23 protein-coding genes are annotated in these 23,650 nt (G+C 56.7%); 2 read left to right on the forward strand and 21 right to left on the reverse strand.

Annotation, left to right across the window (positions count from 1 at the left end):
- Positions 1 to 98 precede the first annotated feature (98 nt).
- Positions 99 to 905, forward strand: a complete 807-nt coding sequence (locus RYC17_RS17720) for an isocitrate lyase/phosphoenolpyruvate mutase family protein (protein ID WP_316887960.1) — start codon at positions 99 to 101, stop codon at positions 903 to 905.
- A gap of 264 nt (positions 906 to 1,169) precedes the next feature.
- On the opposite strand, the gene glmS is transcribed toward RYC17_RS17720, so the two are convergent.
- From glmS to rpmH, 21 genes are all read right to left on the reverse strand, one after another.
- Complete coding sequence (gene glmS, locus RYC17_RS17725) at positions 1,170 to 3,005, reverse strand: glutamine--fructose-6-phosphate transaminase (isomerizing) (protein WP_316903915.1); 1,836 nt, start codon at positions 3,003 to 3,005, stop codon at positions 1,170 to 1,172.
- A gap of 9 nt (positions 3,006 to 3,014) precedes the next feature.
- Positions 3,015 to 3,782 carry a DeoR/GlpR family DNA-binding transcription regulator gene (locus tag RYC17_RS17730; protein ID WP_316903917.1) on the reverse strand — a complete coding sequence of 256 codons (768 nt, stop codon included), beginning with the start codon at positions 3,780 to 3,782 and terminating at the stop codon, positions 3,015 to 3,017.
- Between the two features lie 220 nt (positions 3,783 to 4,002).
- Positions 4,003 to 5,370 (reverse strand): bifunctional UDP-N-acetylglucosamine diphosphorylase/glucosamine-1-phosphate N-acetyltransferase GlmU, encoded by a 1,368-nt coding sequence (gene glmU / locus RYC17_RS17735; protein ID WP_316903920.1) that lies wholly within the window; start codon positions 5,368 to 5,370, stop codon positions 4,003 to 4,005.
- Positions 5,371 to 5,495: 125 nt separating this feature from the next.
- Positions 5,496 to 5,921, reverse strand: coding sequence for a F0F1 ATP synthase subunit epsilon (locus RYC17_RS17740; RefSeq protein WP_002555981.1), 426 nt, complete (start codon positions 5,919 to 5,921; stop codon positions 5,496 to 5,498).
- Between the two features lie 44 nt (positions 5,922 to 5,965).
- On the reverse strand, positions 5,966 to 7,345 hold the full coding sequence (gene atpD / locus RYC17_RS17745; RefSeq protein ID WP_002555982.1) for a F0F1 ATP synthase subunit beta: 1,380 nt from the start codon (positions 7,343 to 7,345) through the stop codon (positions 5,966 to 5,968).
- A gap of 27 nt (positions 7,346 to 7,372) precedes the next feature.
- Entirely contained in the window at positions 7,373 to 8,233 is an 861-nt protein-coding gene (atpG, locus tag RYC17_RS17750) for a F0F1 ATP synthase subunit gamma (protein ID WP_003367855.1), read from the reverse strand.
- Between the two features lie 50 nt (positions 8,234 to 8,283).
- Entirely contained in the window at positions 8,284 to 9,828 is a 1,545-nt protein-coding gene (gene atpA, locus RYC17_RS17755) for a F0F1 ATP synthase subunit alpha (RefSeq protein WP_002555984.1), read from the reverse strand.
- Positions 9,829 to 9,849: 21 nt separating this feature from the next.
- Positions 9,850 to 10,386 (reverse strand): F0F1 ATP synthase subunit delta, encoded by a 537-nt coding sequence (locus RYC17_RS17760; RefSeq protein WP_003315956.1) that lies wholly within the window; start codon positions 10,384 to 10,386, stop codon positions 9,850 to 9,852.
- A 12-nt stretch (positions 10,387 to 10,398) separates the two neighbouring features.
- Entirely contained in the window at positions 10,399 to 10,869 is a 471-nt protein-coding gene (locus RYC17_RS17765) for a F0F1 ATP synthase subunit B (protein WP_002555986.1), read from the reverse strand.
- A 57-nt stretch (positions 10,870 to 10,926) separates the two neighbouring features.
- A complete protein-coding gene (gene atpE / locus RYC17_RS17770) occupies positions 10,927 to 11,184 on the reverse strand; it encodes a F0F1 ATP synthase subunit C (RefSeq protein WP_002555987.1) in 258 nt (85 codons plus the stop codon).
- Between the two features lie 138 nt (positions 11,185 to 11,322).
- Entirely contained in the window at positions 11,323 to 12,192 is an 870-nt protein-coding gene (gene atpB / locus RYC17_RS17775) for a F0F1 ATP synthase subunit A (RefSeq protein ID WP_002555988.1), read from the reverse strand.
- A 16-nt stretch (positions 12,193 to 12,208) separates the two neighbouring features.
- On the reverse strand, positions 12,209 to 12,616 hold the full coding sequence (locus RYC17_RS17780; protein ID WP_002555989.1) for a F0F1 ATP synthase subunit I: 408 nt from the start codon (positions 12,614 to 12,616) through the stop codon (positions 12,209 to 12,211).
- A 146-nt stretch (positions 12,617 to 12,762) separates the two neighbouring features.
- A complete protein-coding gene (locus RYC17_RS17785) occupies positions 12,763 to 13,635 on the reverse strand; it encodes a ParB/RepB/Spo0J family partition protein (protein ID WP_002555990.1) in 873 nt (290 codons plus the stop codon).
- Positions 13,636 to 13,644: 9 nt separating this feature from the next.
- Positions 13,645 to 14,436, reverse strand: a complete 792-nt coding sequence (locus tag RYC17_RS17790) for a ParA family protein (protein WP_002555991.1) — start codon at positions 14,434 to 14,436, stop codon at positions 13,645 to 13,647.
- A gap of 18 nt (positions 14,437 to 14,454) precedes the next feature.
- Positions 14,455 to 15,099 carry a 16S rRNA (guanine(527)-N(7))-methyltransferase RsmG gene (gene rsmG / locus RYC17_RS17795; protein WP_057401324.1) on the reverse strand — a complete coding sequence of 215 codons (645 nt, stop codon included), beginning with the start codon at positions 15,097 to 15,099 and terminating at the stop codon, positions 14,455 to 14,457.
- Positions 15,096 to 16,988 carry a tRNA uridine-5-carboxymethylaminomethyl(34) synthesis enzyme MnmG gene (gene mnmG / locus RYC17_RS17800; RefSeq protein ID WP_122280166.1) on the reverse strand — a complete coding sequence of 631 codons (1,893 nt, stop codon included), beginning with the start codon at positions 16,986 to 16,988 and terminating at the stop codon, positions 15,096 to 15,098. The genes rsmG and mnmG overlap by 4 nt, the downstream gene beginning before the upstream one ends.
- Positions 16,989 to 17,564: 576 nt before the next feature.
- Positions 17,565 to 18,935: a tRNA uridine-5-carboxymethylaminomethyl(34) synthesis GTPase MnmE gene (mnmE, locus tag RYC17_RS17805; protein ID WP_122280135.1), complete on the reverse strand. Its 1,371-nt coding sequence runs from the start codon at positions 18,933 to 18,935 to the stop codon at positions 17,565 to 17,567.
- Between the two features lie 78 nt (positions 18,936 to 19,013).
- Entirely contained in the window at positions 19,014 to 20,705 is a 1,692-nt protein-coding gene (gene yidC / locus RYC17_RS17810; RefSeq protein ID WP_122280134.1) for a membrane protein insertase YidC, read from the reverse strand.
- Between the two features lie 2 nt (positions 20,706 to 20,707).
- Positions 20,708 to 20,953: a membrane protein insertion efficiency factor YidD gene (gene yidD / locus RYC17_RS17815; protein WP_002551313.1), complete on the reverse strand. Its 246-nt coding sequence runs from the start codon at positions 20,951 to 20,953 to the stop codon at positions 20,708 to 20,710.
- Positions 20,946 to 21,347 (reverse strand): ribonuclease P protein component, encoded by a 402-nt coding sequence (rnpA, locus tag RYC17_RS17820; RefSeq protein WP_002551314.1) that lies wholly within the window; start codon positions 21,345 to 21,347, stop codon positions 20,946 to 20,948. The genes yidD and rnpA overlap by 8 nt, the downstream gene beginning before the upstream one ends.
- 16 nt (positions 21,348 to 21,363) lie before the next feature.
- Entirely contained in the window at positions 21,364 to 21,498 is a 135-nt protein-coding gene (rpmH, locus tag RYC17_RS17825; protein ID WP_002551315.1) for a 50S ribosomal protein L34, read from the reverse strand.
- 583 nt (positions 21,499 to 22,081) lie between these two features.
- Between rpmH and dnaA the strand changes: the two genes are divergently transcribed.
- Positions 22,082 to 23,617, forward strand: a complete 1,536-nt coding sequence (dnaA, locus tag RYC17_RS17830; RefSeq protein ID WP_058407678.1) for a chromosomal replication initiator protein DnaA — start codon at positions 22,082 to 22,084, stop codon at positions 23,615 to 23,617.
- Positions 23,618 to 23,650: the final 33 nt, after the last annotated feature.

Here is a 23,650-nt window from a genome sequence, read left to right on the forward strand (position 1 = left end):
TCAACGCGGAGTAACCACGCTTGTATAGCGGACGGCTTCTACCTCCAGTCGCCTGCCTGCCAAGGTCAACAGATGGCAACTTTCAGACAGGAAGTGTTATGAAACCACTGGACAATGTTTTTCATGAGTTGCACAAGAATGGCCTTTTGATCCTGGCCAATGTCAGCGATGCAGGCGGCGCAAGAGTCGTAGAGTCATTGGGTGCCGCCGCGATCGCTACCAGCAGTGCGGGCATGGCATGGGGGCATGGTTACGCCGATGGTAACCAGCTCCCCCTTACGCGGCTGGCGGCCAGCGTTGAATCCATGACGCGAATACTGCACGTCCCCCTGACCGTAGACATTGAGGCCGGTTACTCCGACGACCTCCAACACGTTGCCAAGGTTGTCGAAGCAGTTGTCGCTTCAGGTGCCGTGGGTATCAACATCGAAGACGGTGCCGCACCACCGGAGGTACTTGTGCGCAAAATCGGAGTTGCCCGAGAAGTCGCCAACAAGCACGGCGTTAACCTATTCATCAATGCGCGCAGTGACGTCTATCTGAAAAGCCTGGTGCCCGCCTCCCAGCGTCTCGATGAAATCATCCGGCGTGCAGCGCTTTATGCACAAGCAGGAGCCAACGGCCTTTTCGCCGCAGGTATGGTCACGCCCGCCGAGATTTCCACACTCTGCAACGCCTCCCCACTGCCGGTGAACCTGCTTGCACGCGATGGGCTGTCAGCGCCCAAAGAACTGCAGCGCCTAGGCGTTAGACGCCTGAGCGCTGGTTCCAGTATTGCGGAGTTCCTGTACGGCGCGATGGAAGGGCTGGCCCGCTCTTTCATCGAGCGCGGGCAGCTGGATACGCAGGCGCTTACGGGTTTTACGTATGGGAAGTTGAATGGCTTGATGGCGGAGCGTGGATAAAGCGACAGGCCCTTGGGCAGCTTGAGCGAAAAGTGCTCAGGAGCATGGGGCCATGACGTCTTCCGCGACATCCCTACTTAGGTAACGCGGCGCGGTGATAGGCCATTTAAGGAACATCACCGCGGATGCAGAACACTCCGGACCGGTGCTTTTCAGGGACCTAAGCCAGCGATGTTCGTGGCTTAAGGGAAACAGGTGGGGGAAAAGCGGCCGCTTGCGACGATGTTAATTCACAAATACCAAACATTTCCCCCTGTGGATAACTCACTCCACCGTCACCGACTTCGCCAGGTTCCTCGGCTGGTCAACATCCGTCCCTTTCAACACCGCCACATAATACGAAAGCAGCTGCAACGGAATGGTGTACAGAATCGGTGCCAAGGCATCGATGATGTGCGGCATGGCGATGACGTGAGTGCCTTCGCCGTTCTTGAGCCCAGCCAGCTCATCCGCGAACACGATCAGTTCGCCGCCGCGGGCGCGTACTTCCTGCAGGTTGGATTTGAGTTTTTCCAGCAGTTCGTTGTTCGGCGCGACGGTGACGACCGGCATGTCGGCATCGACCAGCGCCAGCGGGCCGTGTTTCAGCTCGCCAGCCGGATAGGCTTCGGCGTGGATGTAGGAGATTTCTTTGAGCTTGAGTGCGCCTTCCATTGCTACCGGGAATTGCGCGCCACGACCGAGGAACAGGGTGTGGTGCTTCTCGGCGAACAGCTCGGCGACTTTCTCGATGGTGCCGTCCATTGCCAGGGCTTCGCCGAGTCGGGTTGGCAGGCGGCGCAGTTCCTCGACCAGTTGTGCCTCAACGCCCTCCTCCAACGATCCTTTGACCTGACCGAGTGACAGGGTCAGCAGCAGCAAGGCGACCAGTTGGGTGGTGAAGGCTTTGGTCGATGCCACGCCGATTTCCGGGCCGGCTTGGGTTAGCAGGGTCAGGTCGGATTCACGTACCAGCGAGCTGATGCCGACGTTGCAGATAGCCAGGCTGGCCAGAAAGCCCAGTTCCTTGGCGTTGCGCAGCGCTGCCAGTGTGTCGGCGGTTTCGCCGGATTGCGAGATCGAGACGAACAAGGTGTCCGGCTGAACCACGACCTTGCGGTAGCGGAACTCGCTGGCCACTTCGACCTGGCAAGGAATGCCGGCCAGACCTTCAAGCCAGTAACGCGCGACCATGCCTGCGTGGTAGCTGGTGCCACACGCCACGATCTGAACGTTGCGTACTTTGGCGAACAGTCCGGCAGCCTGTGGACCAAATGCGTGGACCAGCACTTGCTGTTGCCCCAGGCGACCTTCGAGGGTGCGCTGCACGACCTTGGGTTGCTCGTGGATTTCCTTGAGCATGAAGTGACGGTATTCGCCCTTGTCAGCGGCTTCAGCGCCTTCATGGTATTGCACCACTTCACGCTCGACCGACACACCGTCGACGTTCCAGATCTGCACGCTGTCGCGACGGATCTCGGCGATATCGCCTTCTTCCAGGTACATGAAACGGTCGGTCACCTGACGCAGCGCCAGTTGATCGGAGGCCAGGAAGTTTTCACCCAGGCCCATGCCGATCACCAGCGGGCTGCCACTGCGGGCGGCCAGCAGGCGATCCGGTTGTGCAGCGTTGATCACGGCAAGACCATAGGCACCGTGCAATTCTTTCACGGCAGCCTTCAGGGCAACCGCCAGATCTGGCGTGTCCTTTAGCTTGTGGTGCAGCAGGTGAACGATGACTTCGGTGTCGGTATCGGATGCGAAGACGTAACCCAGGCTTTTCAGCTGTTCACGCAGCGCTTCGTGGTTCTCGATGATGCCGTTGTGGACAACTGCCAGTTTATCGGACGAGAAGTGTGGATGAGCGTTACGTTCGCACGGTGCACCGTGGGTCGCCCAACGTGTGTGGGCAATACCCAGACGGCCAATCAGCGGCTCGCCTGCCAGTGCCTGTTCCAGCTCACTGACCTTGCCCGAGCGACGTCGGCGCTCAAGGGTGCCTTCGTTGGTGAAAACAGCCACGCCCGCGCTGTCGTAACCGCGGTACTCAAGACGCTTGAGGCCTTCGAGCAAAATGGCCGTGATATTACGTTCAGCAACGGCGCCGACGATTCCACACATGGTTATCTCCTAGCTGACAGCAGCACAAATCAGATTGATGCCGCGGGCCTGTATCTGATCGCGAGCCTCGTTGGGCAGGCGATCATCAGTAATAAGGGTGTGGATACTGCTCCAGGGCAGCTCCAGGTTGGGGATCTTGCGACCGACCTTGTCGGCCTCGACCATGACAATGACTTCCCGGGCCACTTCCGACATGACCCGGCTCAAACCCAGCAGCTCATTGAACGTGGTGGTGCCACGAGTCAGATCGATGCCGTCAGCACCGATGAACAACTGATCAAAGTCATAGGAGCGCAGTACCTGTTCGGCGACCTGCCCCTGAAAAGACTCCGAGTGCGGATCCCACGTTCCGCCGGTCATCAACAGAACCGGTTCGTGCTCCAGCTCGGTAAGGGCTCGCGCCACATGCAGGGAATTGGTCATGACCACCAGGCCGGGTTGCTGGCCCAGCTCAGGAATCAACGCAGCCGTAGTACTGCCACTGTCGACAATAATTCTGGCGTGCTCGCGAATTCGGGAAACCGCAGCGCGGGCAATGGCCTGTTTGTAACGGGAAACCGGCTGGCTGCTTTCGCTGATCAGCTCGTGAGGAAGCGGCACTGCGCCCCCGTAACGGCGCAATAGCAAACCGTTGGTTTCGAGGGCTGCCAGATCCTTTCGAATCGTAACTTCAGAAGTTTCAAAGCGTCTGGCCAAATCGTCGACACTGACTTCACCCAGCTCATTGAGCAGGGCAAGAATGTTGTGGCGACGTTGTGGTGTATTGCGCTTCGACATGACAGCCTTAAGTTTCGTTTCGAAAGATAACGAAGGCAATCAAAACCTATTTTTTGGGTTTGGTCAAGGTTTCGGTATCTGTGCCTGATCGTACCCATGCTCCACGTGGGTATGCAGTTCTGGACGCTCCGCGTCCTATCTTGAGTGTCAGGTGTGGATAGTTATGGACGCGTGCCAATGTTGAGCATTGGCACGTGAGTCACCGGGAGCTGTGGATAACTCAGTCTTTCCTGATTTTTACCGGACGCTTCCAGCCTTCGATGTTGCGTTGGCGGGCGCGAGCCACGCCGAGTTGTTCAGCGGGCACGTTCTGCGTGATGGTCGAACCGGCTGCGGTCGTAGCACCATCAAAGATATCCACAGGCGCGACCAGTGAGTTGTTAGAACCAATGAACACGTCTGCACCCAATGTGGTCTTGTGCTTGTTGGCCCCATCGTAATTGCAGGTGATGGTGCCGGCACCGATATTGGTACGTGCGCCGACCTCGGCATCGCCCAAGTAAGTCAGGTGGCCGACCTTGGCACCCTCGCCCAGATTCGCATTCTTGAGTTCAACAAAGTTACCCACATGCGCTTTGGCGCCCAGCACACTGCCAGGGCGCAGGCGTGCAAACGGGCCGGCATCGCTGCCCTCGCCCAGAATTGCGCCTTCGATGTGGCTGTTGGCTTTGACGACGACACCCTTGCGCAGGGTGCTGTCCTTGATCACGCAGTTAGGGCCGATGACCACGTTGTCCTCGATGACTATCTTGCCTTCAAGGATCACGTTGATGTCGATCAGCACGTCACGTCCGACGCTGACTTCGCCGCGCACATCGAATCGCGCAGGGTCACGCAGGGTCACACCACCTGCCATCAACCGGCGGGCTTCGCGCATCTGATAATGGCGCTCCAGTTCGGAGAGCTGTTTGCGATCATTGGCGCCCTGCACTTCCATTGCGTCGTAAGGCTGCTCTGTGGCAACAATCAGCCCGTCATTGACGGCCATGGCGATTACGTCAGTGAGGTAATACTCGCCTTGGGCGTTGTTGTTGGACAGCCGCCCCAGCCAGTCAGCGAGACGCTTGGCAGGCACCGCGAGAATGCCAGTGTTACCTTCGGTGATTGCCTTCTGTGCATCGTTCGCATCCTTGTGCTCGACAATCGCGCAGACACGATTCTGCTCGTCGCGAACAATGCGGCCGTAACCGGTGGGGTCGTCCAGAGTAACGGTCAACAGGCCCAGTTGCTGCGGATTGACGAGTTTGAGCAGGCGCGCAAGCGTCTCCACTTCAATCAACGGCACATCGCCATAAAGAATCAACACGGTCTCAGCCGTAAGTGCAGGCAGCGCCTGAGCAACGGCGTGGCCTGTGCCCAGTTGCTTGTCCTGCATCACGAAATTCAGGTCATCGGCTGCCAGCTGTTCACGAACAGCATCCGCGCCGTGTCCGATCACGACGTGTATTCCACGTGGGGATAACTGACGCGCGCTGTGGATAACATGACCGAGCATGGAGTTGCCAGCCACGGGATGCAGGACCTTGGGCAAGGCGGAACGCATCCGGGTACCTTGGCCAGCAGCGAGAATAACGATATCGAGAGACATGATAGGACTACCAACTGAGCGGCAACCAGGCCGAAGGCGGGCTGACTTGAAAGAGGAAATCTGAAAAAAGAAAAAGGGTAGCCGAGGCTACCCTTTTTCTCAATCGCGCATCGAATGCAGCGGGGTTAGCCGCCGAACTTCTTGCGAATTTGCTGAACGGTGCGCAGCTGAGCTGCAGCCTCGGCCAGACGAGCAGTTGCAGAGCCGTAGTCGAAATCTGCGCCTTTCTCGTTCAGAGCCTTCTCGGCAGCCAGTACGGCAGCCTGAGCAGAAGCTTCATCCAGGTCGGCAGCACGTTGCACAGTATCGGCAAGCACCTTGACCATGTTCGGCTGAACCTCAAGGAAACCACCGGAGATGTAAAACACCTCGGCTTCCCCACCCTGCTTGATCAAGCGGATCGGGCCCGGCTTCAGATCAGTGATCAGCGGCGCGTGGCCTGGAGCGATACCGAGATCACCCAGGTTGCCGTGCGCAATCACCATCTCGACCAGACCGGAGAAGATTTCCCCTTCCGCGCTGACGATGTCGCAATGGACTGTCATAGCCATTTGCTTGCCTCAACCTAATTAGCGCCCGTTTCCGGGCGCCGGGATTACAGTTTCTTGGCTTTCTCGATCGCTTCTTCGATGCCGCCGACCATGTAGAACGCTTGTTCTGGCAGGTGGTCGTAGTCACCGTTGAGGATGCCTTTGAAGCCAGCAATGGTGTCTTTCAGGGAAACATATTTACCCGAAGCACCGGTGAAGACTTCTGCCACGAAGAAAGGCTGGGACAGGAAGCGCTGGATCTTACGAGCACGGTTAACCAACTGTTTGTCGGTCTCCGAGAGCTCGTCCATACCCAGAATCGCGATGATGTCTTTCAGCTCTTTGTAACGCTGCAACACATACTGAACGCCGCGAGCGGTGTCGTAGTGTTCCTGGCCAATGACGTTCGGGTCCAGCTGGCGCGAAGTCGAGTCCAGTGGGTCTACCGCAGGGTAGATACCCAGGGAAGCGATGTCACGGGACAGTACGACGGTGGCGTCCAAGTGGGCAAACGTGGTCGCAGGCGACGGGTCAGTCAAGTCGTCCGCTGGTACGTATACGGCCTGGATCGAGGTGATCGAACCATTCTTGGTGGAAGTGATGCGCTCTTGCAGAGTGCCCATCTCTTCAGCCAGAGTCGGCTGGTAACCTACTGCGGAAGGCATACGGCCCAGCAGTGCGGATACTTCGGTACCGGCCAGGGTGTAACGATAGATGTTGTCGACGAACAGCAGAACGTCGTTACCTTCGTCACGGAACTTCTCGGCCATGGTCAGGCCGGTCAGTGCTACGCGCAGACGGTTACCCGGCGGCTCGTTCATCTGACCGTAAACCAGTGCCACTTTGTCCAGAACGTTGGAATCCTTCATCTCGTGGTAGAAGTCGTTACCCTCACGAGTACGCTCACCCACACCGGCGAACACGGAATAACCGCTGTGCTCGATGGCGATGTTACGGATCAGTTCCATCATGTTTACGGTCTTGCCGACACCGGCACCACCGAACAGACCGACTTTACCGCCTTTGGCGAACGGGCAAACCAGGTCGATAACCTTGATGCCGGTTTCCAGAAGGTCGTTGCCGCCAGCCTGCTCAGCGAAGGACGGTGCAGGACGGTGAATGCCCCAGCGCTCTTCGGTGGCAATCGGGCCAGCTTCGTCGATCGGGTTGCCCAGCACGTCCATGATCCGGCCCAGAGTCGCTTTACCGACCGGTACGGAGATGGCTGCGCCAGAGTCTGTTACTTCCAGACCACGCTTCAAGCCCTCGGTGGAGCCCATCGCAATGGTACGAACCACGCCGTCGCCCAGCTGCTGCTGAACTTCCAGGGTGGTTCCTGCCGCGCTTTGAACTTCCAGCGCGTTGTAGATACTCGGTACGCTATCGCGTGGGAATTCCACGTCGATCACGGCGCCGATGATTTGAACGATACGTCCGCTACTCATTAGCTGGTTCCTCTAATATTTGAACCGTTAAACCGCGGCAGCGCCGCCGACGATTTCCGAGATCTCTTGGGTGATCGCTGCCTGACGCGCCTTGTTGTAGATCAGCTGCAAATCGCTGATCAAATCACCGGCGTTGTCTGTGGCGTTCTTCATCGCGATCATCCGCGCTGCTTGTTCAGCTGCGTTGTTCTCGACCACCGCCTGGTACACCTGCGATTCCACGTAGCGAACCATAAGGCCGTCTAGCAGCTCTTTGGCATCGGGTTCGTAGAGATAGTCCCAGTGGTGCTTGAGCCCTTGATCCGGGGTTGCCACCAGCGGAATCAATTGCTCCACTGTTGGTTGCTGGGTCATGGTGTTGATGAACTTGTTGGATACCACGGACAGGCGATCAATACGGCCATCCAGGTAGGCATCCAGCATCACCTTGACGCTGCCGATCAAGTCGTTGATCGACGGCTCTTCGCCCAGGTGGCTGATCGCAGCGACGACGTTACCGCCGAAGTTGCGGAAAAATGCCGCACCTTTGCTGCCGACCACGCACAGATCGATCTCTACACCGTTTTCACGGTTCACCGCCATGTCCTTGACCAGAGTCTTGAACAGGTTGGTATTCAATCCACCACACAGACCACGGTCACTGCTCACTACGACATAACCGACGCGCTTCACAGGGCGCTCGATCATGAACGGGTGGCGGTACTCCGGGTTGGCGTTTGCCAGATGACCAATCACCTGACGAATGCGCTCCGCGTAAGGACGGCTAGCAGCCATGCGCATTTGAGCCTTGCGCATTTTGCTGACCGCCACTTTTTCCATGGCGCTGGTGATCTTTTGCGTGCTTTTGATGCTCGCAATCTTGCTGCGAATCTCTTTTGCGCCTGCCATGTAACACCTATCAGGTTAGCAAGCGGGAGCCTTGCGGCCCCCGCTGCGGCTTACCAGGTTTGGGTGGCCTTGAACTTCTCGATGCCGGCTTTCATGCCAGAATCGATTTCGTCATTGAAGTCACCCTTCACGTTGATCTTCGCCATCAAATCGGCGTGATCGCGGTTGAAGTAAGCAATCAGCGCTTGTTCAAAGCTGCCAATCTTGGCGATTTCGACGTCAGTCAGGAACCCACGCTCAGCGGCATACAGCGACAGCGCCATGTCAGCGATCGACATTGGTGCGTATTGCTTCTGCTTCATCAGCTCGGTAACGCGCTGACCATGCTCAAGTTGCTTGCGGGTCGCCTCGTCCAGGTCAGAAGCAAACTGGGCGAATGCCGCCAGTTCACGGTACTGAGCCAGAGCGGTACGGATACCACCGGAAAGCTTCTTGATGATCTTGGTCTGAGCGGCACCACCCACACGGGATACCGAAACACCGGCGTTCACAGCCGGACGGATGCCGGAGTTGAACATGGCCGATTCCAGGAAGATCTGACCGTCGGTGATGGAAATCACGTTGGTCGGAACGAACGCGGAAACGTCGCCAGCCTGGGTTTCGATGATCGGCAGTGCGGTCAGCGAGCCGGTTTTGCCGGTCACTGCGCCGTTGGTGAACTTCTCTACGTACTCTTCAGAAACACGCGATGCGCGCTCCAGCAGACGGGAGTGGAGATAGAACACGTCGCCTGGGTAAGCTTCACGGCCTGGTGGACGGCGCAGCAGCAGGGAAATCTGGCGGTAAGCCACTGCTTGCTTGGACAGATCGTCATAAACGATCAGCGCGTCTTCACCGCGGTCGCGGAAGAACTCGCCCATGGTGCAACCCGAGTACGGTGCAAGGAATTGCAGCGCAGCGGATTCGGAAGCACTTGCAGCCACGACGATGGTGTTAGCCAGTGCGCCGTTTTCTTCGAGCTTGCGAACAACGTTGGCGATGGTCGATTGCTTCTGACCGATTGCTACGTAGACGCAGAAGATGCCGCTGTTCTTCTGGTTGATGATTGCGTCGATGGCCAGAGCGGTTTTACCGATCTGACGGTCACCGATGATCAGCTCACGCTGGCCACGGCCGACAGGAATCATGGCATCGACAGCCTTGTAGCCAGTCTGTACAGGCTGGTCTACCGACTTACGCCAGATCACGCCTGGAGCAACTTTCTCGACCGCATCGGTCTCGGTGTTGTTCAGCGGACCTTTGCCGTCAACTGGGTTACCCAGTGCATCGACAACGCGACCCAGCAGTTCCTTACCAACCGGAACTTCGAGGATGCGGCCGGTGCACTTGGCGCTCATGCCTTCAGCCAGAGTCGTGTATGCGCCCAGTACAACGGCACCCACGGAGTCTTGCTCAAGGTTCAGCGCCATACCGTAGACGCCGCCCGGAAACTCGATCATCTCGCCGTACATTACGTCGGCCAGACCGTGAATCCGCACGATACCGTCAGACACGCTGACGACTGTGCCTTCGTTACGGGCTTGGGAGGTTACATCGAGCTTGTCGATGCGACCCTTGATGATTTCACTTATTTCGGAAGGATTGAGTTGCTGCATTGCTCTGCTGCCCCTTCAAACTCAAGATTTCAATGCTTCGGCTAGTTTCGCGATCTTGCCACGAACTGAGCCATCGATAACCAGGTCGCCGGCGCGGATTACGACACCCCCTATGAGAGAGGCATCCTCCGCAGCATGCAGGCGCACTTCCCGGCCGAGCCGTGCACTGAGAACCTTGGCGAGTTTGTCTTGCTGTTCTTGGTTCAATGCGAAAGCACTGGTGACATCCACATCGACCGATTTTTCCTGCTCGGCCTTGTACAGGTCGAACAGTTCGGCGATCTCCGGCAGAAGCGGGAGGCGGTCGTTTTCAGCAACGACGTGAATGAAATTCTGTGCCTTGGCATCGAACTTTTCGCCACACACTTCAATAAAAGTGGTGGCCTTTTGTGCGCTCGTCAGTCGCGGGGCCTTGAGCATGCGCTGCATGGTGTCGTCTTGCGACACCGCAGCAGCCAGGCCAAGCATGGCTGACCAATTGGCCAGCTGCTGGTGGGCCTGCGCGTGCTCGAAGGCCGCCTTCGCGTAAGGTCGGGCCAACGTGGTCAGTTCTGCCATGATCGCCCTCGCTTAAATTTCAGCAGCCAGTTTGTTAACCAGCTCCGCGTGCGCGTTTTGATCGATTGTGGCACCCAGAATCTTCTCTGCGCCATTGACTGCCAGGCTGCCCAACTGGGCGCGCAAGGCGTCTTTGACACCGTTCAGTTCCTGCTCGATCTCGGCCTGAGCCTGGGCCTTCACACGGTCAGCTTCAACGCGTGCCGTTTCACGGGCTTCGTCGACAATCTGGGTACCGCGTTTCTTGGCTTGCTCAATGATCTCGGCTGCTTGAGCTTTAGCTTCGCGCAGTTGTTGACCCGCTTTTTCTTGGGCCAGCTCCAGGTCGCGAGCTGCTCGGGAAGCAGCGTCCAGTCCATCCGCGATCTTCTTCTGACGTTCGTGCAAAGCCGCGATGACCGGAGGCCACACGAACTTCATGCAGAAAATCACAAAAATGAAGAACGCAACGGACTGGCCAATCAGGGTTGCATTAATGTTCACGCCAACACCTCGCTCGTTCGTTGTCCATCACACCAATCAACTCGAAAATTCGAGTGATCAGCCAGCGAGTTGACCAACGAAGGGGTTCGCAAAGGTGAAGAACAGAGCGATACCAACACCGATCATGGTCACGGCGTCGAGCAGGCCCGCAACGATGAACATTTTAACTTGCAGCATTGGAACCATTTCCGGCTGACGCGCAGCGCCTTCCAGGAATTTGCCGCCCAACAGGCCGAAACCGATTGCAGTACCCAGTGCGCCCAGGCCGATCAACAGTGCAACAGCGATAGCGGTTAGACCAACTACAGTTTCCATCTTTCCTCCCGACTTTTACGTCGTATTGGTTAGGTTTTTTTAATTGAAGCGGTAAAACAAAATCGTTTCTACATCAGCCCTTGCGGGCACCGTCCCGCCGATGGCGAGACGGTCATCAGACACGTCCTGAGACGAATCTCAATGGTTATCTTCGTGAGCCATCGACAGGTAGACGATGGTCAGCATCATGAAGATGAACGCTTGCAGGGTGATGATCAGGATGTGGAAAACAGCCCACGCCCACTGCAGCACTACACCCAGACCGCTGAGCCACAACAGACCGCTGCCGAACATCACGGCGATCAGAATGAAGACCAGCTCGCCAGCATACATGTTGCCGAACAGACGCAGAGCCAAGGAAATAGGCTTGGCGATCAGCGTCACGAATTCCAGCAGGAAGTTGACCGGGATCAACAGCGCCTGAACGAACAGGTTCTTGCTGCCGAACGGGTGAAGGGTCAGTTCGCCGATGAAACCGCCGATGCCCTTGACCTTGATGCTGTAGAAAATGATCAGTGCGAACACAGACAGGGCCATGCCCAGTGTGGCGTTCGGATCAGTCGTCGGAACGGCACGGAACGGAATGTGCTCGTCGCCCGAGATCAGCATCGCCAGTTGCGGAATCCAGTCCACCGGTACCAGGTCGACCGCGTTCATCAGGAAAACCCAGACGAAAATGGTCAGCGCCAGTGGTGCGATAACCGCGCTGCGGCCGTGGAAGCTGTCTTTCACGCTGCCGTCGACGAAATCGACCAGCACTTCGACGAAGTTCTGCAGCGCGCCAGGCTGACCGGAAGTTGCCTTCTTGGCCGCCATGCGGAAGATCAGAACGAAAATCAGACCCAACGCAACCGACCAGCCGAGGGTATCGACGTGGAAGGCCCAGAAACCCATTTCCTTGGCTTCTGCTGCGGTGTGGGCAAAGCCCCATTCGCCATTGGGCAGGTGCCCGAATGTAAGGTTCTGCAAGTGGTGCTGGATATAGCCCGAAGCTGTTTGCTCTGCCATGGTTGCCTCAAACGCCCTAAGGTCTCGAAAGTCTTGTTCTCGTAAGCAGGGGAGCGAACCAGTTGACCACCTGGATCAACATGAACACACCGAATACCGCCAGCGGTGCCAGTGGCTTCACACCTGCGAACGTCAATGCAAAAAGCACTGCCGTGAAAATCAGTTTGCCTGCCTCGCCGGCGTAGAACGACCGCACGATGGCTTGCGCTGCTCTGGCCCCGGAAAACCGGAATGCCTTGTGAGCAAAGTATAAATTGGGTAGCCAGGCTATCAGGCCTCCGCAGAGTCCCGAATATCCTGCAACGACTCCTTGCCACTGCCACAGCACCAATGCGGCCATGAGCAGCACGATCAATTGAGCCAGCAATAGCGGAAAAACCGCCAGGCGATAGAACGGCAAGCGGTCTGGCATGCGGGATTCCATCGCAACTGCTCCTTTGATGTCGGTCGCCATAATCAATAACTTGGCATAATTTGTGCCGACAAAATGCGCGCAGAGTATAGGGGCGGTTCAGCCCCTATTCAACAGTCGGGTAGTGATTTCCGACTATACGCTACAGAGCAATTGTTTCAGCGGATGTGAGCGAGCACTCCTTGCAGCTCATCCAGCGAGTTGTAACGGATGACCAATTGGCCTTTACCCTTCTGCCCGTGACGAATCTGCACCGCAGAGCCTAAACGCTCGGCCAGACGCTGTTCGAGGCGGCTGATATCAGGGTCGGCCTTGACTGGTTCGGCAGCCTCCGGCTTGCCGCTCAGCCATTGCCTGACCAGTGCTTCAGTCTGGCGCACGGTAAGCCCGCGTGCGACAACATGTCGCGCACCTTCGACCTGCCGATCTTCACTCAGACCGAGCAAGGCACGGGCATGCCCCATTTCCAGGTCGCCGTGGGACAGCATGGTCTTGATGGCTTCAGGCAAGGCAATCAGGCGCAACAGGTTGGCCACACTGACACGCGACTTGCCGACGGCATCCGCCACCTGCTGCTGGGTCAGCTGAAACTCCTGCTGCAGGCGCTGTAGCGCCATGGCCTCCTCGATAGGGTTGAGGTCTTCGCGCTGGATGTTCTCGATCAACGCCATCGCAATCGCGGTTTCGTCCGGAACATCACGGACCATCGCCGGAATCGTCTCGACACCTGCCTGCTGACTGGCACGCCAGCGACGTTCACCGGCGATGATTTCAAAGCGGTTGTCGCCGATAGGTCGAATAACGATCGGCTGCATCACGCCCTGTGACTTGATCGACTGCGCCAGTTCTTCGAGCGCCTGAGGATCCATGTCGCGACGCGGCTGATACTTGCCACGCTGGATAAGGTCCAGCGGCACATGCTGCAACTCACTTGGCGGAGCCTTGACGGCCTGCTCTTCCAGCGAACTGACGGTTGGACTGCTCAGAAGTGCGTCCAACCCACGTCCGAGACCTCGTTTCTTGACGGCCATGGGAATTCCTTAGGTTGGCTGAGCGGTTTTTGCGCCGCGACGTTGACGACGAACCAGTTCACTTGCCAGGGCCAGATAGGCCAGCGCACCGCGAGACGATTTGTCATACGCCAGCACCGGCATGCCGAAACTCGGCGCCTCGGCCAGCCTGATGTTCCTCGGGATCACGGTGTCGTACAACTGCTCGCCAAAATGTTCCTTGAGCTGCGCCGAAACATCGTTGATCAGGCTCAGACGCGGGTCATACATGGTACGCAGCAAACCTTCGATTTTCAGCTGCGGATTGAGCAGTTCAGCGATGCGCTTAATGTTATCCACAAGGTCGCTGAGCCCCTCGAGCGCGAAGTACTCGCACTGCATGGGGATAATTACCCCGTCCGCCGCGACCAGTGCGTTCAGGGTCAGCATCGACAATGAGGGTGGGCAGTCGATCAGAATGTAATCGTAATTTTCGCGGATCGGCGCCAGCGCATTGCGCAGACGACTCTCTTTCATCTGCATTTCCAGCAGAACCACTTCACCCGCCGTCAGATCACGGTTGGCCGGAAGCAGCTGATACCCGCCGTGTTCGGAAAACTGCATGGCCTCACCCAGATCGCATTCGCCGATCAACAGGTCATAGACCGAGTTTTCCAGATTATGTTTATCCACACCGCTGCCCATGGTCGCATTGCCCTGGGGATCGAGATCGATCAACAGCACACGGCGTTTGGTCGCGACCAGCGACGCAGCGAGGTTGATGCATGTGGTGGTCTTGCCGACCCCACCTTTCTGGTTCGCTATCGCGAATACCTTAGCCATTCTTGCTTGTGTTCCCCGTCATGCCGTGCGGCGCAGTATCAGCAGATGGCGTTGGCCTTGGCAACCCGGAACGGTCAAGGCTTGTGCGCTATCGAGGTGAAAATCCGAGGGCAATGCTACCAGCTCATCATCAGGATGCAGCCCTTTCATTGCCAGCCAACGTGTATTCACGTCACCCATATGGCGAGTCCAGCCCGTGAAGTCTTCAAGGCTGCTGAACGCACGGGAAATGATCCCGTCGAACGGCGCATCAGGCTGATAATTTTCTGCACGGCTGTGGATAACTTCAAGATTATCCAGTTTCAGCTCAAGTTTGACCTGTGTCTGAAACCGGGTCTTCTTGCCGTTGCTGTCCAGCAGCGCCACTTTGCGCTCCGGAAACAGGATGGCCATGGGAATGCCAGGCATCCCACCGCCGCTGCCGACGTCGATCCAGCGTGCACCTTCGATGAAGGGCACCACACTGAGACTGTCGAGCAGATGTCTGGATACCATTTCGTCCGGGTTGCGTACCGCAGTCAGGTTGTAGGCCTTGTTCCACTTGATCAACAACGCCAGATACGCCAGCAATTGCTCGTGCTGCGCCGGACTGAGGTCGATCCCCAATTCCCGGGCACCGGTGGATAACTCTTGGGCGTGTTGCGGGGTGACCATAGAACTCAAGCGCTTTGCTCCAACTGACGGCCCGCGCCGCGTTTTTTCAAATGAATCATCAACAACGATATCGCTGCAGGCGTGACGCCGGGTATACGCGATGCCTGTCCGAGTGTTTCCGGACGAGTTATCCCCAGCTTGCTCTGGATTTCTTTCGACAGGCCGGATATCGCGGCGTAATCGATGTCTTCCGGCAGACGGGTGTCTTCACTGGCGCGCAGACGGGCGATTTCGTCCTGCTGGCGATCAATGTAACCGGCGTATTTTGTCTTGATCTCTACCTGCTCGGCGACCTGGGGATCGATGCAGCCCTGGCCAGTGATTGAAATCAGGCTGGCGTAATCGATTTCCGGACGGGTCAGCAGGTTGAGCAAATTGTATTCATGGGTCAGTGGCGTGCCGAAGTGTTCGGCAATCGCATCGCCCTGCTCGGTACCAGGGCGCACCCAGGTACTTTTCAAACGTTGTTCTTCCAGCTCGATGCTTTCACGCTTGGTGCAGAACGCAGCCCAGCGGGCGTCGTCGACCAGACCCAGCTCGCGGCCTTTTTCGGTGAGTCGCAGGTCCGCGTTGTCTTCGCGCAGGATCAAACGGTATTCGGCCCTGGAGGTAAACATCCGGTAAGGCTCTTGGGTACCGAGTGTGATCAGGTCATCGACCAGAACACCGATGTACGCTTCATCGCGACGCGGGCACCAGCTGTCTCGACCCTGTGCGCGCAGCGCGGCATTGGTCCCGGCCAGCAAACCCTGGGCACCGGCCTCTTCGTAACCGGTCGTGCCGTTGATCTGGCCAGCGAAGAACAGACCACCGATGACCTTGGTTTCCAGGCTGTATTTCAGATCACGCGGGTCGAAATAATCGTATTCGATGGCATAACCAGGGCGAACGATATGTGCGTTTTCCATGCCGCGAATCGACTGAACGATCTGCAGTTGCACGTCGAATGGCAACGATGTGGAAATGCCGTTCGGGTACAGCTCGTGCGTGGTCAACCCTTCCGGCTCGATGAAAACCTGATGGCTTTGCTTGTCGGCAAACCGGTGGATCTTGTCTTCGATCGACGGGCAGTAACGTGGACCAATACCTTCGATCACGCCCGAATACATCGGCGAGCGATCGAGGTTGGACGCAATGATTTCGTGAGTCCGCGCGTTGGTGTGCGTGATCCAGCAACTGACCTGCGGCGGATGCTGTTCCTTGTTGCCCAGGAACGACATGACCGGGATAGGTGTGTCACCTGGTTGTTCTGTCATCACCGAGAAATCCACAGAACGCCCATCAATACGTGGCGGGGTTCCGGTTTTCAGGCGGCCGACGCGCAGCGGCAGTTCACGTAGCCGGTGAGCAAGTGCGATCGATGGGGGGTCGCCTGCGCGTCCGCCAGAATAGTTCTGCATGCCGATGTGGATAAGTCCACCCAGGAACGTACCGGTGGTCAACACCACCGAATCGGCAAATATGCGCATACCCATTTGGGTCACTACACCGCGCACCTGATCCTGTTCGACGATCAGGTCATCACAGGCTTGCTGAAATATCCACAGGTTCGGCTGATTTTCCAGGATTTCACGAATGGCTGCCTTGTACAGCACGCGATCTGCTTGAGCACGAGTAGCCCGTACAGCCGGGCCTTTGCGACTGTTCAGCACACGGAACTGGATACCACCCTTGTCAGTAGCCATGGCCATCGCACCGCCGAGGGCGTCGATTTCCTTGACCAGGTGACTTTTGCCAATGCCACCGATGGCCGGGTTGCAACTCATCTGGCCGAGTGTTTCCACGTTATGGGTCAGCAGCAGGGTTTTTACACCCATACGTGCCGACGCCAGTGCGGCCTCGGTACCGGCATGACCGCCACCGATGACGATCACTTCAAAACGGGAAGGGAAATCCACCACGCACCTCGTGCCTGTTGTCGATGAGAAATTGGGATAGCTGACAAGTATAGGGACTTACCCCACCTGAATGAAACCCGTTGGACAAAATTTAACCAGCTGTGGAAAACTCGCGGATAAAGAAAATAAAAAGGAAAGAAAGTTTATAAAGCCTTGTTTTTATGTTTATTCTTACTGAGCCAACTTTCTGTGGATAGATCGCTACAGGCCTTTATTTCCAATGTGTACAGAGTTTAAAAAGTCTGTGTTCATGTGGGGATGAGGGGTTTGGATAACCGTCCTGAGCCTGTTGATAAGATAGCCACTTGTCCACAGGGGGATTTATCTTCAGGTTTGCACCCCGCTTACCCACCGAGCTAAAGGGCAGTTATTCACAGGGCTTAATTCACAAAAAAACCGCTCTTCATCAAAAATCAGGCACAGAAAATCCCTCACTCGGGCATTTCTGCTCGTCAGATTCAGGTGTCGAGGCGAAGTTAAAGGAAGAATGGCGGAGTATTTGGATAACGCTACCGCTGAAAAGAAGCGTCTTGTGGTGCTGGAAGGCATGACCCAGGGCGGGCCATGCCAGAAGGTTTACTTGCCGATGCAGAAGCTGGAGAAGATTCTACCAAGCAGATCGTCTGAGCTGAATGCACCGGTAATCTCGCCAAGCGCTTGCTGTGCCTGACGCAGATCTTCGGCCAGCAGCTCTCCAGCGCCTGCCAGGGTGAGTTGAGCCCTGCCGTGCTCCAGCGAGTCACTGGCGTGGCGCAGTGCCTCAAGGTGGCGTCGACGTGCGCTGAAGCTGCTTTCAGAGGTTTGCTCGTAGCCCATGCAGGCCTTGAGATGGTCACGCAGCAGTTCAAGCCCCTCGCCCCCTGACCTGGCGCTCAGGCTGATGGTGACATGGCCATCAACGCTGGTTTGTAGATCGACGGGGTCTCCACTCAAATCTGCCTTGTTACGGATCAGAGTGACTTTCGCCGGGTCCGGACGTTGCTCAAGGAATTCGGGCCACAGTGCAAACGGGTCTGCTGCCTCCGGTGCCGTTGCATCCACAACCAGCAGAATCCGGTCAGCTTCACCGATGGCCTTGAGTGCGCGCTGCACGCCGATCATTTCCACCTGATCCTGGGTATCACGCAGACCTGCTGTGTCGACGACGTGCAACGGCATTCCATCGATGTGGATATGTTCACGCAACACATCGCGCGTAGTGCCGGCAATCTCGGTGACGATGGCCGCTTCTCTGCCCGCCAAGGCATTCAGCAAGCTGGATTTGCCCGCATTGGGACGCCCGGCAATCACAACGGTCATCCCGTCGCGTAACAAGGCACCCTGCCCCGCTTCACGCAGCACTGTGGATAACTCGGCACGTACGTCATCGAGCATGTTCAGGACATGGCCATCGGCAAGGAAGTCGATTTCCTCTTCGGGGAAGTCGATTGCAGCTTCCACATAGATGCGCAGGCTGATCAATTTCTCGGTCAAGTTATCCACACGCCGCGAAAAAGCGCCCTGCAATGAGCGCAGTGCATTGCGCGCTGCCTGTGCAGAACTCGCCTCAATCAAGTCAGCAATGGCTTCTGCCTGGGCAAGATCGAGCTTGTCATTGAGAAAGGCACGCTCACTGAACTCGCCCGGACGAGCCAGTCGGCTGCCCAGTTGCAGGCAGCGCTGCAGCAGCATATCCAGAACGATGGGGCCGCCGTGGCCCTGAAGCTCAAGTACGTCTTCGCCGGTGAACGAGTTGGGTCCCGGAAAATACAGCGCGATCCCCTCATCGAGGGTCTGCCCCGCTTCGTCGACAAAACGCCCGTAATGCGCAAATCGTGGTTTTGGCACCCGACCGATAATGGCTTCAGCAGCCTTGCCGGCCAAAGGACCTGACACCCGAACGATACCGACACCGCCACGCCCTTGGGCTGTGGCGATGGCGGCAATGGTTTCACGAGGAACGTTCATGCTCCGGCTCCCGGACAAATGACGGATAGCAAAACGCCCCACGAGGGGGCGTCTTGTAGAACTTATTCACAGGTTAGATCAGGCAGCTGCTTTCTTGGTAGCTGCTTCGATCTTGCGAGTGATGTAAGCCTGCTGAGCGATCGACAGGGTGTTGTTAACAACCCAGTACAGAACGAGACCGGCAGGGAACCACAGGAAGAAGAACGTGAAGATGATTGGCATCATTTTCATGACCTTGGCCTGCATCGGGTCCGGCGGAGTCGGGTTCAGACGCTGCTGGATGAACATCGTCGCGCCCATGATGATCGGCAGGATGAAGAACGGGTCTTTGATCGACAGGTCGGTTATCCACAGGATCCACGGTGCCTGACGCATTTCCACGCTTTCCAGGAGTACCCAGTACAGCGAAAGGAAAACCGGCATCTGGACAAGAATCGGCAAGCATCCACCCAATGGGTTGATCTTTTCTTTCTTGTACAGCTCCATCATTGCCTGGGACATTTTCTGGCGATCATCGCCATGTTGTTCCTTCAGCAGTGCAAGCTTCGGAGCCACGGCGCGCATGCGTGCCATCGACTTGTAGCTTGCTGCGGACAACGGGAAGAACAGGCCTTTGATCAGCATGGTCAGGACAATGATCGACCAGCCCCAGTTGCCGAGGATGGCGTGGATATGTTGCAGCAGCCAGAAGATAGGCTGGGCAATGAACCACAGGAAACCATAATCGACGGTCAGCTCCAGACCTGGGGATAACTCTTTGAGTACCGCCTGGCTTTTCGGACCTGCATACAGGGTAGCGCTGGTTTCACCTTGTGCACCGGGTGCAACCGACAGAGTCGGGCTGGTGAAGCCGATGATGTAGTTGCCCTGGCTGTCTTTACGGGTCTGAACAGCGTTGGTGGCGTTGTGATCCGGAATCCACGCAGTCACGAAGTAGTGCTGCAGCCATGCAACCCAACCGCCCTGAACAGTTTCCTTGACCTGGCCCTTGTCGATATCTTTCATCGACACTTTCTTGTACGGCTCGGCCGCAGTCCACAGGGCAGCGCCCAGGTAGGTAGCCGTGCCGGTAGCAGTCGTCGAAGAAGGGTCAGAGCTGGCATCGCGCTTTAATTGCGCGAACAGATTACCGGACCAGGGTTGTGCGCTCTGGTTATCCACAACGTAGGTCATGACCAGATCGTACAGACCGCGCTTGAAGGTGAAGCGCTTGATGTAGTTGACGCCGCTTTCCGAGAATTTCAGATCCACGACCATCGAATCCTGGCCGTCAGCCAGTTGATAAGTCTTTTGTGTGGAGGTGTAAACCGGACGACCGGCAGCGCGTGCATCAGGACCATTGGTCCCGGTCAGGCCGCTTTGTGCCAGAAAAGTACGCTCGCCGCCGTTGTCGAACAACTGAAACGGAACATCAGGACGATCCTGACGACGCGGGTACAGAGGCAAACGAAGCTGAACGACGTCGCCACCCACCGGATCGATCGCCAGATCGAGCACATCGGTCTTGACGTGGATAAGGTCTTTGCTGGCTACGGCCGGAGTTTCAAGAGGTGCTGCAGCCGTATTGGCCGTAGCGCTTGCGCTTGGAACATCGGCACTTGCAGAACCATTAGTACCAGCGGCCGTGTCCGGAATACCCGGTGCGGTGGTGCTGGCTGCAACATTCTGGGTCGGCATGGCAGCCTGGCCATAGTCTTGGTTCCATTTCAGAACCCCGACGTAGGTCACGATTGCCAGGGCGACGATCAGGATCGTGCGTTTAATATCCATGATTACTCGGCCATCGAAGAAGAACGGGAGGTGGGGACAGCTGGAACCGGGTCATAACCACCGGGATTCCATGGGTGACAGCGACCCAGGCGACGAATTGACAGCCAGCCACCGCGCAAAAGGCCATGATTTTCGATGGCTTCATACGCGTAGCAGGAGCAACTGGGGTAGAAACGACAGTGACTGGCCATCAGCGGGCTAATGGCATAGCGATAAAACTGGATCGGAACGAGTGCCAGTTTACGCATCTGGACTGTCTACCCCTGCAGGTTCGGATTTTTCTTCCGGAATGGGTCGGCTACGCGCCAGACGTTTCCAGAGCTTGCCGAAATGCTGAATCAGTTCAGGGTTTTCTACGTCACCCAAACCTTTACGCGCGACGATAACGATATCCCAACCGACCAAACTGTCTTGGTGTTGGCGAAATGATTCGCGCATCAGGCGTTTCAAGCGATTGCGCTCGACGGAGAGCTTCACGCTCTTTTTACCTATCACCAGCCCCAGACGGGGATGATCAAGGTCGTTGTTGCGCGCAAGGAGCAGGAGATTTTTCCCCGGAACCTTGCCGGTAGGGGAGTCAAAGACTGCCTTGAAATGCCGGGGAGTCAGCAAACGCTTTTCCCGACTGAAGTCTCGACTCACCTCCTGTGCCGATTTATCAAACTGCCAGACGCTTACGGCCTTTGGCACGACGACGCGAAAGGACTGCGCGGCCGTTTTTGGTGGCCATACGTGCACGGAAACCGTGGGTGCGGGCGCGCTTGATAGTGCTGGGTTGGAAAGTACGTTTCATGGCGTGTTACCTGGTTCGTCCACTACGGGCCGGAATGGCCCCCGTTTTAAGAGACCGGGGATTCTAGAGAAAGGAGGCCCGCAGGTCAATTTCCAACCAGCTTTTCTTCATACGCGTCTTTTATAGGCAATTTTCCTCTGGAACCCGTTTGGGAGCACTCAGGCTCTGGTCAGTTATAGAAATAAAAAGAAGAGAGTATTTAAAGCTTCTTTATAAAGCTTATAACTCTTACGTAGACGCTTTCTGTGGATAAAATCCTACAGGCCTTGTAATTCAATGTGTACAGCGAAAAGAAAGGTTGTCTAGAAGCGGTGCCTTGCCTGTGCCACACCGTCGGAAAAGCTGTGCATGGAATGCGGTTTTATCCACAGGCGAGTTATGCACAGAGTTTAGCCCTGACTTATGCAACGGGCTGAAGATGGGTTATCCACAGAGCTCAGGATTTGACCGTTTGTCGTGTGGCCACTCTATAAATCGTTGATTTATAGCTGCCTGTGAGCAACCTACATGTGGATAAGTCGTCTGCGGATCGTTACAATGGCGGCTGTTTTTGCCTCACCGGCTTTCAACTCAGGGGATATCCGTGTCAGTGGAACTTTGGCAGCAGTGCGTGGAGCTTTTGCGCGATGAGCTGCCTGCCCAGCAATTCAACACTTGGATCCGTCCGCTACAGGTCGAAGCCGAAGGCGACGAGTTGCGTGTGTACGCACCGAATCGTTTTGTTCTCGATTGGGTCAACGAAAAATACCTCGGCCGTTTGCTGGAGCTTCTGGGCGAGCATGGTCAAGGCATGGCGCCTGCTCTTTCCTTATTAATAGGAAGCAAGCGCAGCTCTGCACCGCGTGCCGCTCCGAATGCGCCATTGGCCGCAGCAGCGTCCCAGGCGCTGTCTGCCAATTCGGTCAGCAGCGTCTCGTCGTCTGCGCCCGCCATGGCTGCTCCGGCTGCTCCTGTCGCGATGCCTGCACCGGCTCAGAACGTTGCAACACACGACGAGCCTTCACGCGACAGCTTCGACCCAATGGCCGGCGCCAGCTCGCAACAGGCACCCGCTCGTGCGGAGCAACGTACCGTGCAGGTTGAAGGTGCGCTCAAGCACACCAGTTACCTGAACCGCACGTTCACGTTCGAGAATTTTGTCGAGGGTAAATCCAACCAGCTGGCACGTGCTGCAGCCTGGCAGGTTGCCGATAATCCCAAGCACGGTTACAACCCGCTGTTCCTTTACGGTGGCGTAGGTCTCGGTAAAACTCACTTGATGCATGCTGTGGGTAACCACCTGTTGAAGAAGAACCCGAACGCCAAGGTCGTGTACCTGCATTCGGAGCGCTTCGTCGCAGACATGGTCAAGGCTTTGCAGCTCAATGCAATCAACGAGTTCAAGCGCTTTTACCGCTCAGTCGATGCACTGCTGATCGATGACATTCAATTTTTTGCTCGCAAGGAACGGTCGCAGGAAGAGTTTTTCCACACGTTCAACGCGCTGCTGGAAGGTGGGCAACAGGTCATTCTGACCAGTGACCGCTATCCGAAAGAAATCGAAGGCCTTGAAGAACGGCTCAAGTCGCGTTTCGGTTGGGGTCTGACGGTTGCTGTCGAGCCTCCGGAGCTGGAAACCCGCGTGGCTATCCTCATGAAGAAAGCGGATCAGGCCAAGGTCGATCTGCCTCATGACGCGGCGTTCTTCATTGCCCAGCGGATTCGCTCCAACGTTCGAGAGCTGGAGGGCGCGCTCAAGCGCGTCATCGCTCACTCGCACTTCATGGGGCGCGACATCACCATCGAACTGATTCGCGAATCGCTGAAAGATTTGCTGGCGTTGCAGGACAAGCTGGTGAGTGTGGATAACATTCAGCGTACTGTCGCCGAGTACTACAAGATCAAGATCTCCGATCTGCTGTCCAAGCGTCGGTCCCGTTCTGTTGCCCGGCCTCGCCAGGTGGCGATGGCGCTTTCCAAGGAACTCACCAACCACAGTCTTCCGGAAATCGGTGACGTATTTGGTGGTCGGGACCATACGACTGTCTTGCACGCCTGCAGAAAGATCAACGAGCTCAAGGAATCCGATGCGGATATCCGCGAGGACTACAAGAACCTGCTGCGCACTCTGACTACGTGATAACGCCAGTGCAGCTTATTAAGGCAAGGGACT

The organism is Pseudomonas syringae group sp. J248-6, from assembly GCF_032586995.1.
GTDB lineage: Bacteria > Pseudomonadota > Gammaproteobacteria > Pseudomonadales > Pseudomonadaceae > Aquipseudomonas > Aquipseudomonas amygdali.

Excerpts from the sequence above, each read along its gene's own strand:
- yidC (WP_122280134.1), bottom strand. The coding sequence starts at position 20,705 with ATGGATATTAAACGCACGATCCTGATCGTCGCCCTGGCAATCGTGACC.
- atpA (WP_002555984.1), bottom strand. The coding sequence starts at position 9,828 with ATGCAGCAACTCAATCCTTCCGAAATAAGTGAAATCATCAAGGGTCGC.
- atpE (WP_002555987.1), bottom strand. The coding sequence starts at position 11,184 with ATGGAAACTGTAGTTGGTCTAACCGCTATCGCTGTTGCACTGTTGATC.
- RYC17_RS17760 (WP_003315956.1), bottom strand. The coding sequence starts at position 10,386 with ATGGCAGAACTGACCACGTTGGCCCGACCTTACGCGAAGGCGGCCTTC.
- RYC17_RS17740 (WP_002555981.1), bottom strand. The coding sequence starts at position 5,921 with ATGGCTATGACAGTCCATTGCGACATCGTCAGCGCGGAAGGGGAAATC.
- RYC17_RS17720 (WP_316887960.1), top strand. The coding sequence starts at position 99 with ATGAAACCACTGGACAATGTTTTTCATGAGTTGCACAAGAATGGCCTT.
- rpmH (WP_002551315.1), bottom strand. The coding sequence starts at position 21,498 with ATGAAACGTACTTTCCAACCCAGCACTATCAAGCGCGCCCGCACCCAC.
- RYC17_RS17730 (WP_316903917.1), bottom strand. The coding sequence starts at position 3,782 with ATGTCGAAGCGCAATACACCACAACGTCGCCACAACATTCTTGCCCTG.
- RYC17_RS17780 (WP_002555989.1), bottom strand. The coding sequence starts at position 12,616 with ATGGAATCCCGCATGCCAGACCGCTTGCCGTTCTATCGCCTGGCGGTT.
- atpD (WP_002555982.1), bottom strand. The coding sequence starts at position 7,345 with ATGAGTAGCGGACGTATCGTTCAAATCATCGGCGCCGTGATCGACGTG.
- yidD (WP_002551313.1), bottom strand. The coding sequence starts at position 20,953 with ATGCGTAAACTGGCACTCGTTCCGATCCAGTTTTATCGCTATGCCATT.
- atpG (WP_003367855.1), bottom strand. The coding sequence starts at position 8,233 with ATGGCAGGCGCAAAAGAGATTCGCAGCAAGATTGCGAGCATCAAAAGC.
- atpB (WP_002555988.1), bottom strand. The coding sequence starts at position 12,192 with ATGGCAGAGCAAACAGCTTCGGGCTATATCCAGCACCACTTGCAGAAC.
- glmU (WP_316903920.1), bottom strand. The coding sequence starts at position 5,370 with ATGTCTCTCGATATCGTTATTCTCGCTGCTGGCCAAGGTACCCGGATG.
- glmS (WP_316903915.1), bottom strand. The coding sequence starts at position 3,005 with ATGTGTGGAATCGTCGGCGCCGTTGCTGAACGTAATATCACGGCCATT.
- RYC17_RS17790 (WP_002555991.1), bottom strand. The coding sequence starts at position 14,436 with ATGGCTAAGGTATTCGCGATAGCGAACCAGAAAGGTGGGGTCGGCAAG.
- RYC17_RS17785 (WP_002555990.1), bottom strand. The coding sequence starts at position 13,635 with ATGGCCGTCAAGAAACGAGGTCTCGGACGTGGGTTGGACGCACTTCTG.
- mnmE (WP_122280135.1), bottom strand. The coding sequence starts at position 18,935 with ATGAACGTTCCTCGTGAAACCATTGCCGCCATCGCCACAGCCCAAGGG.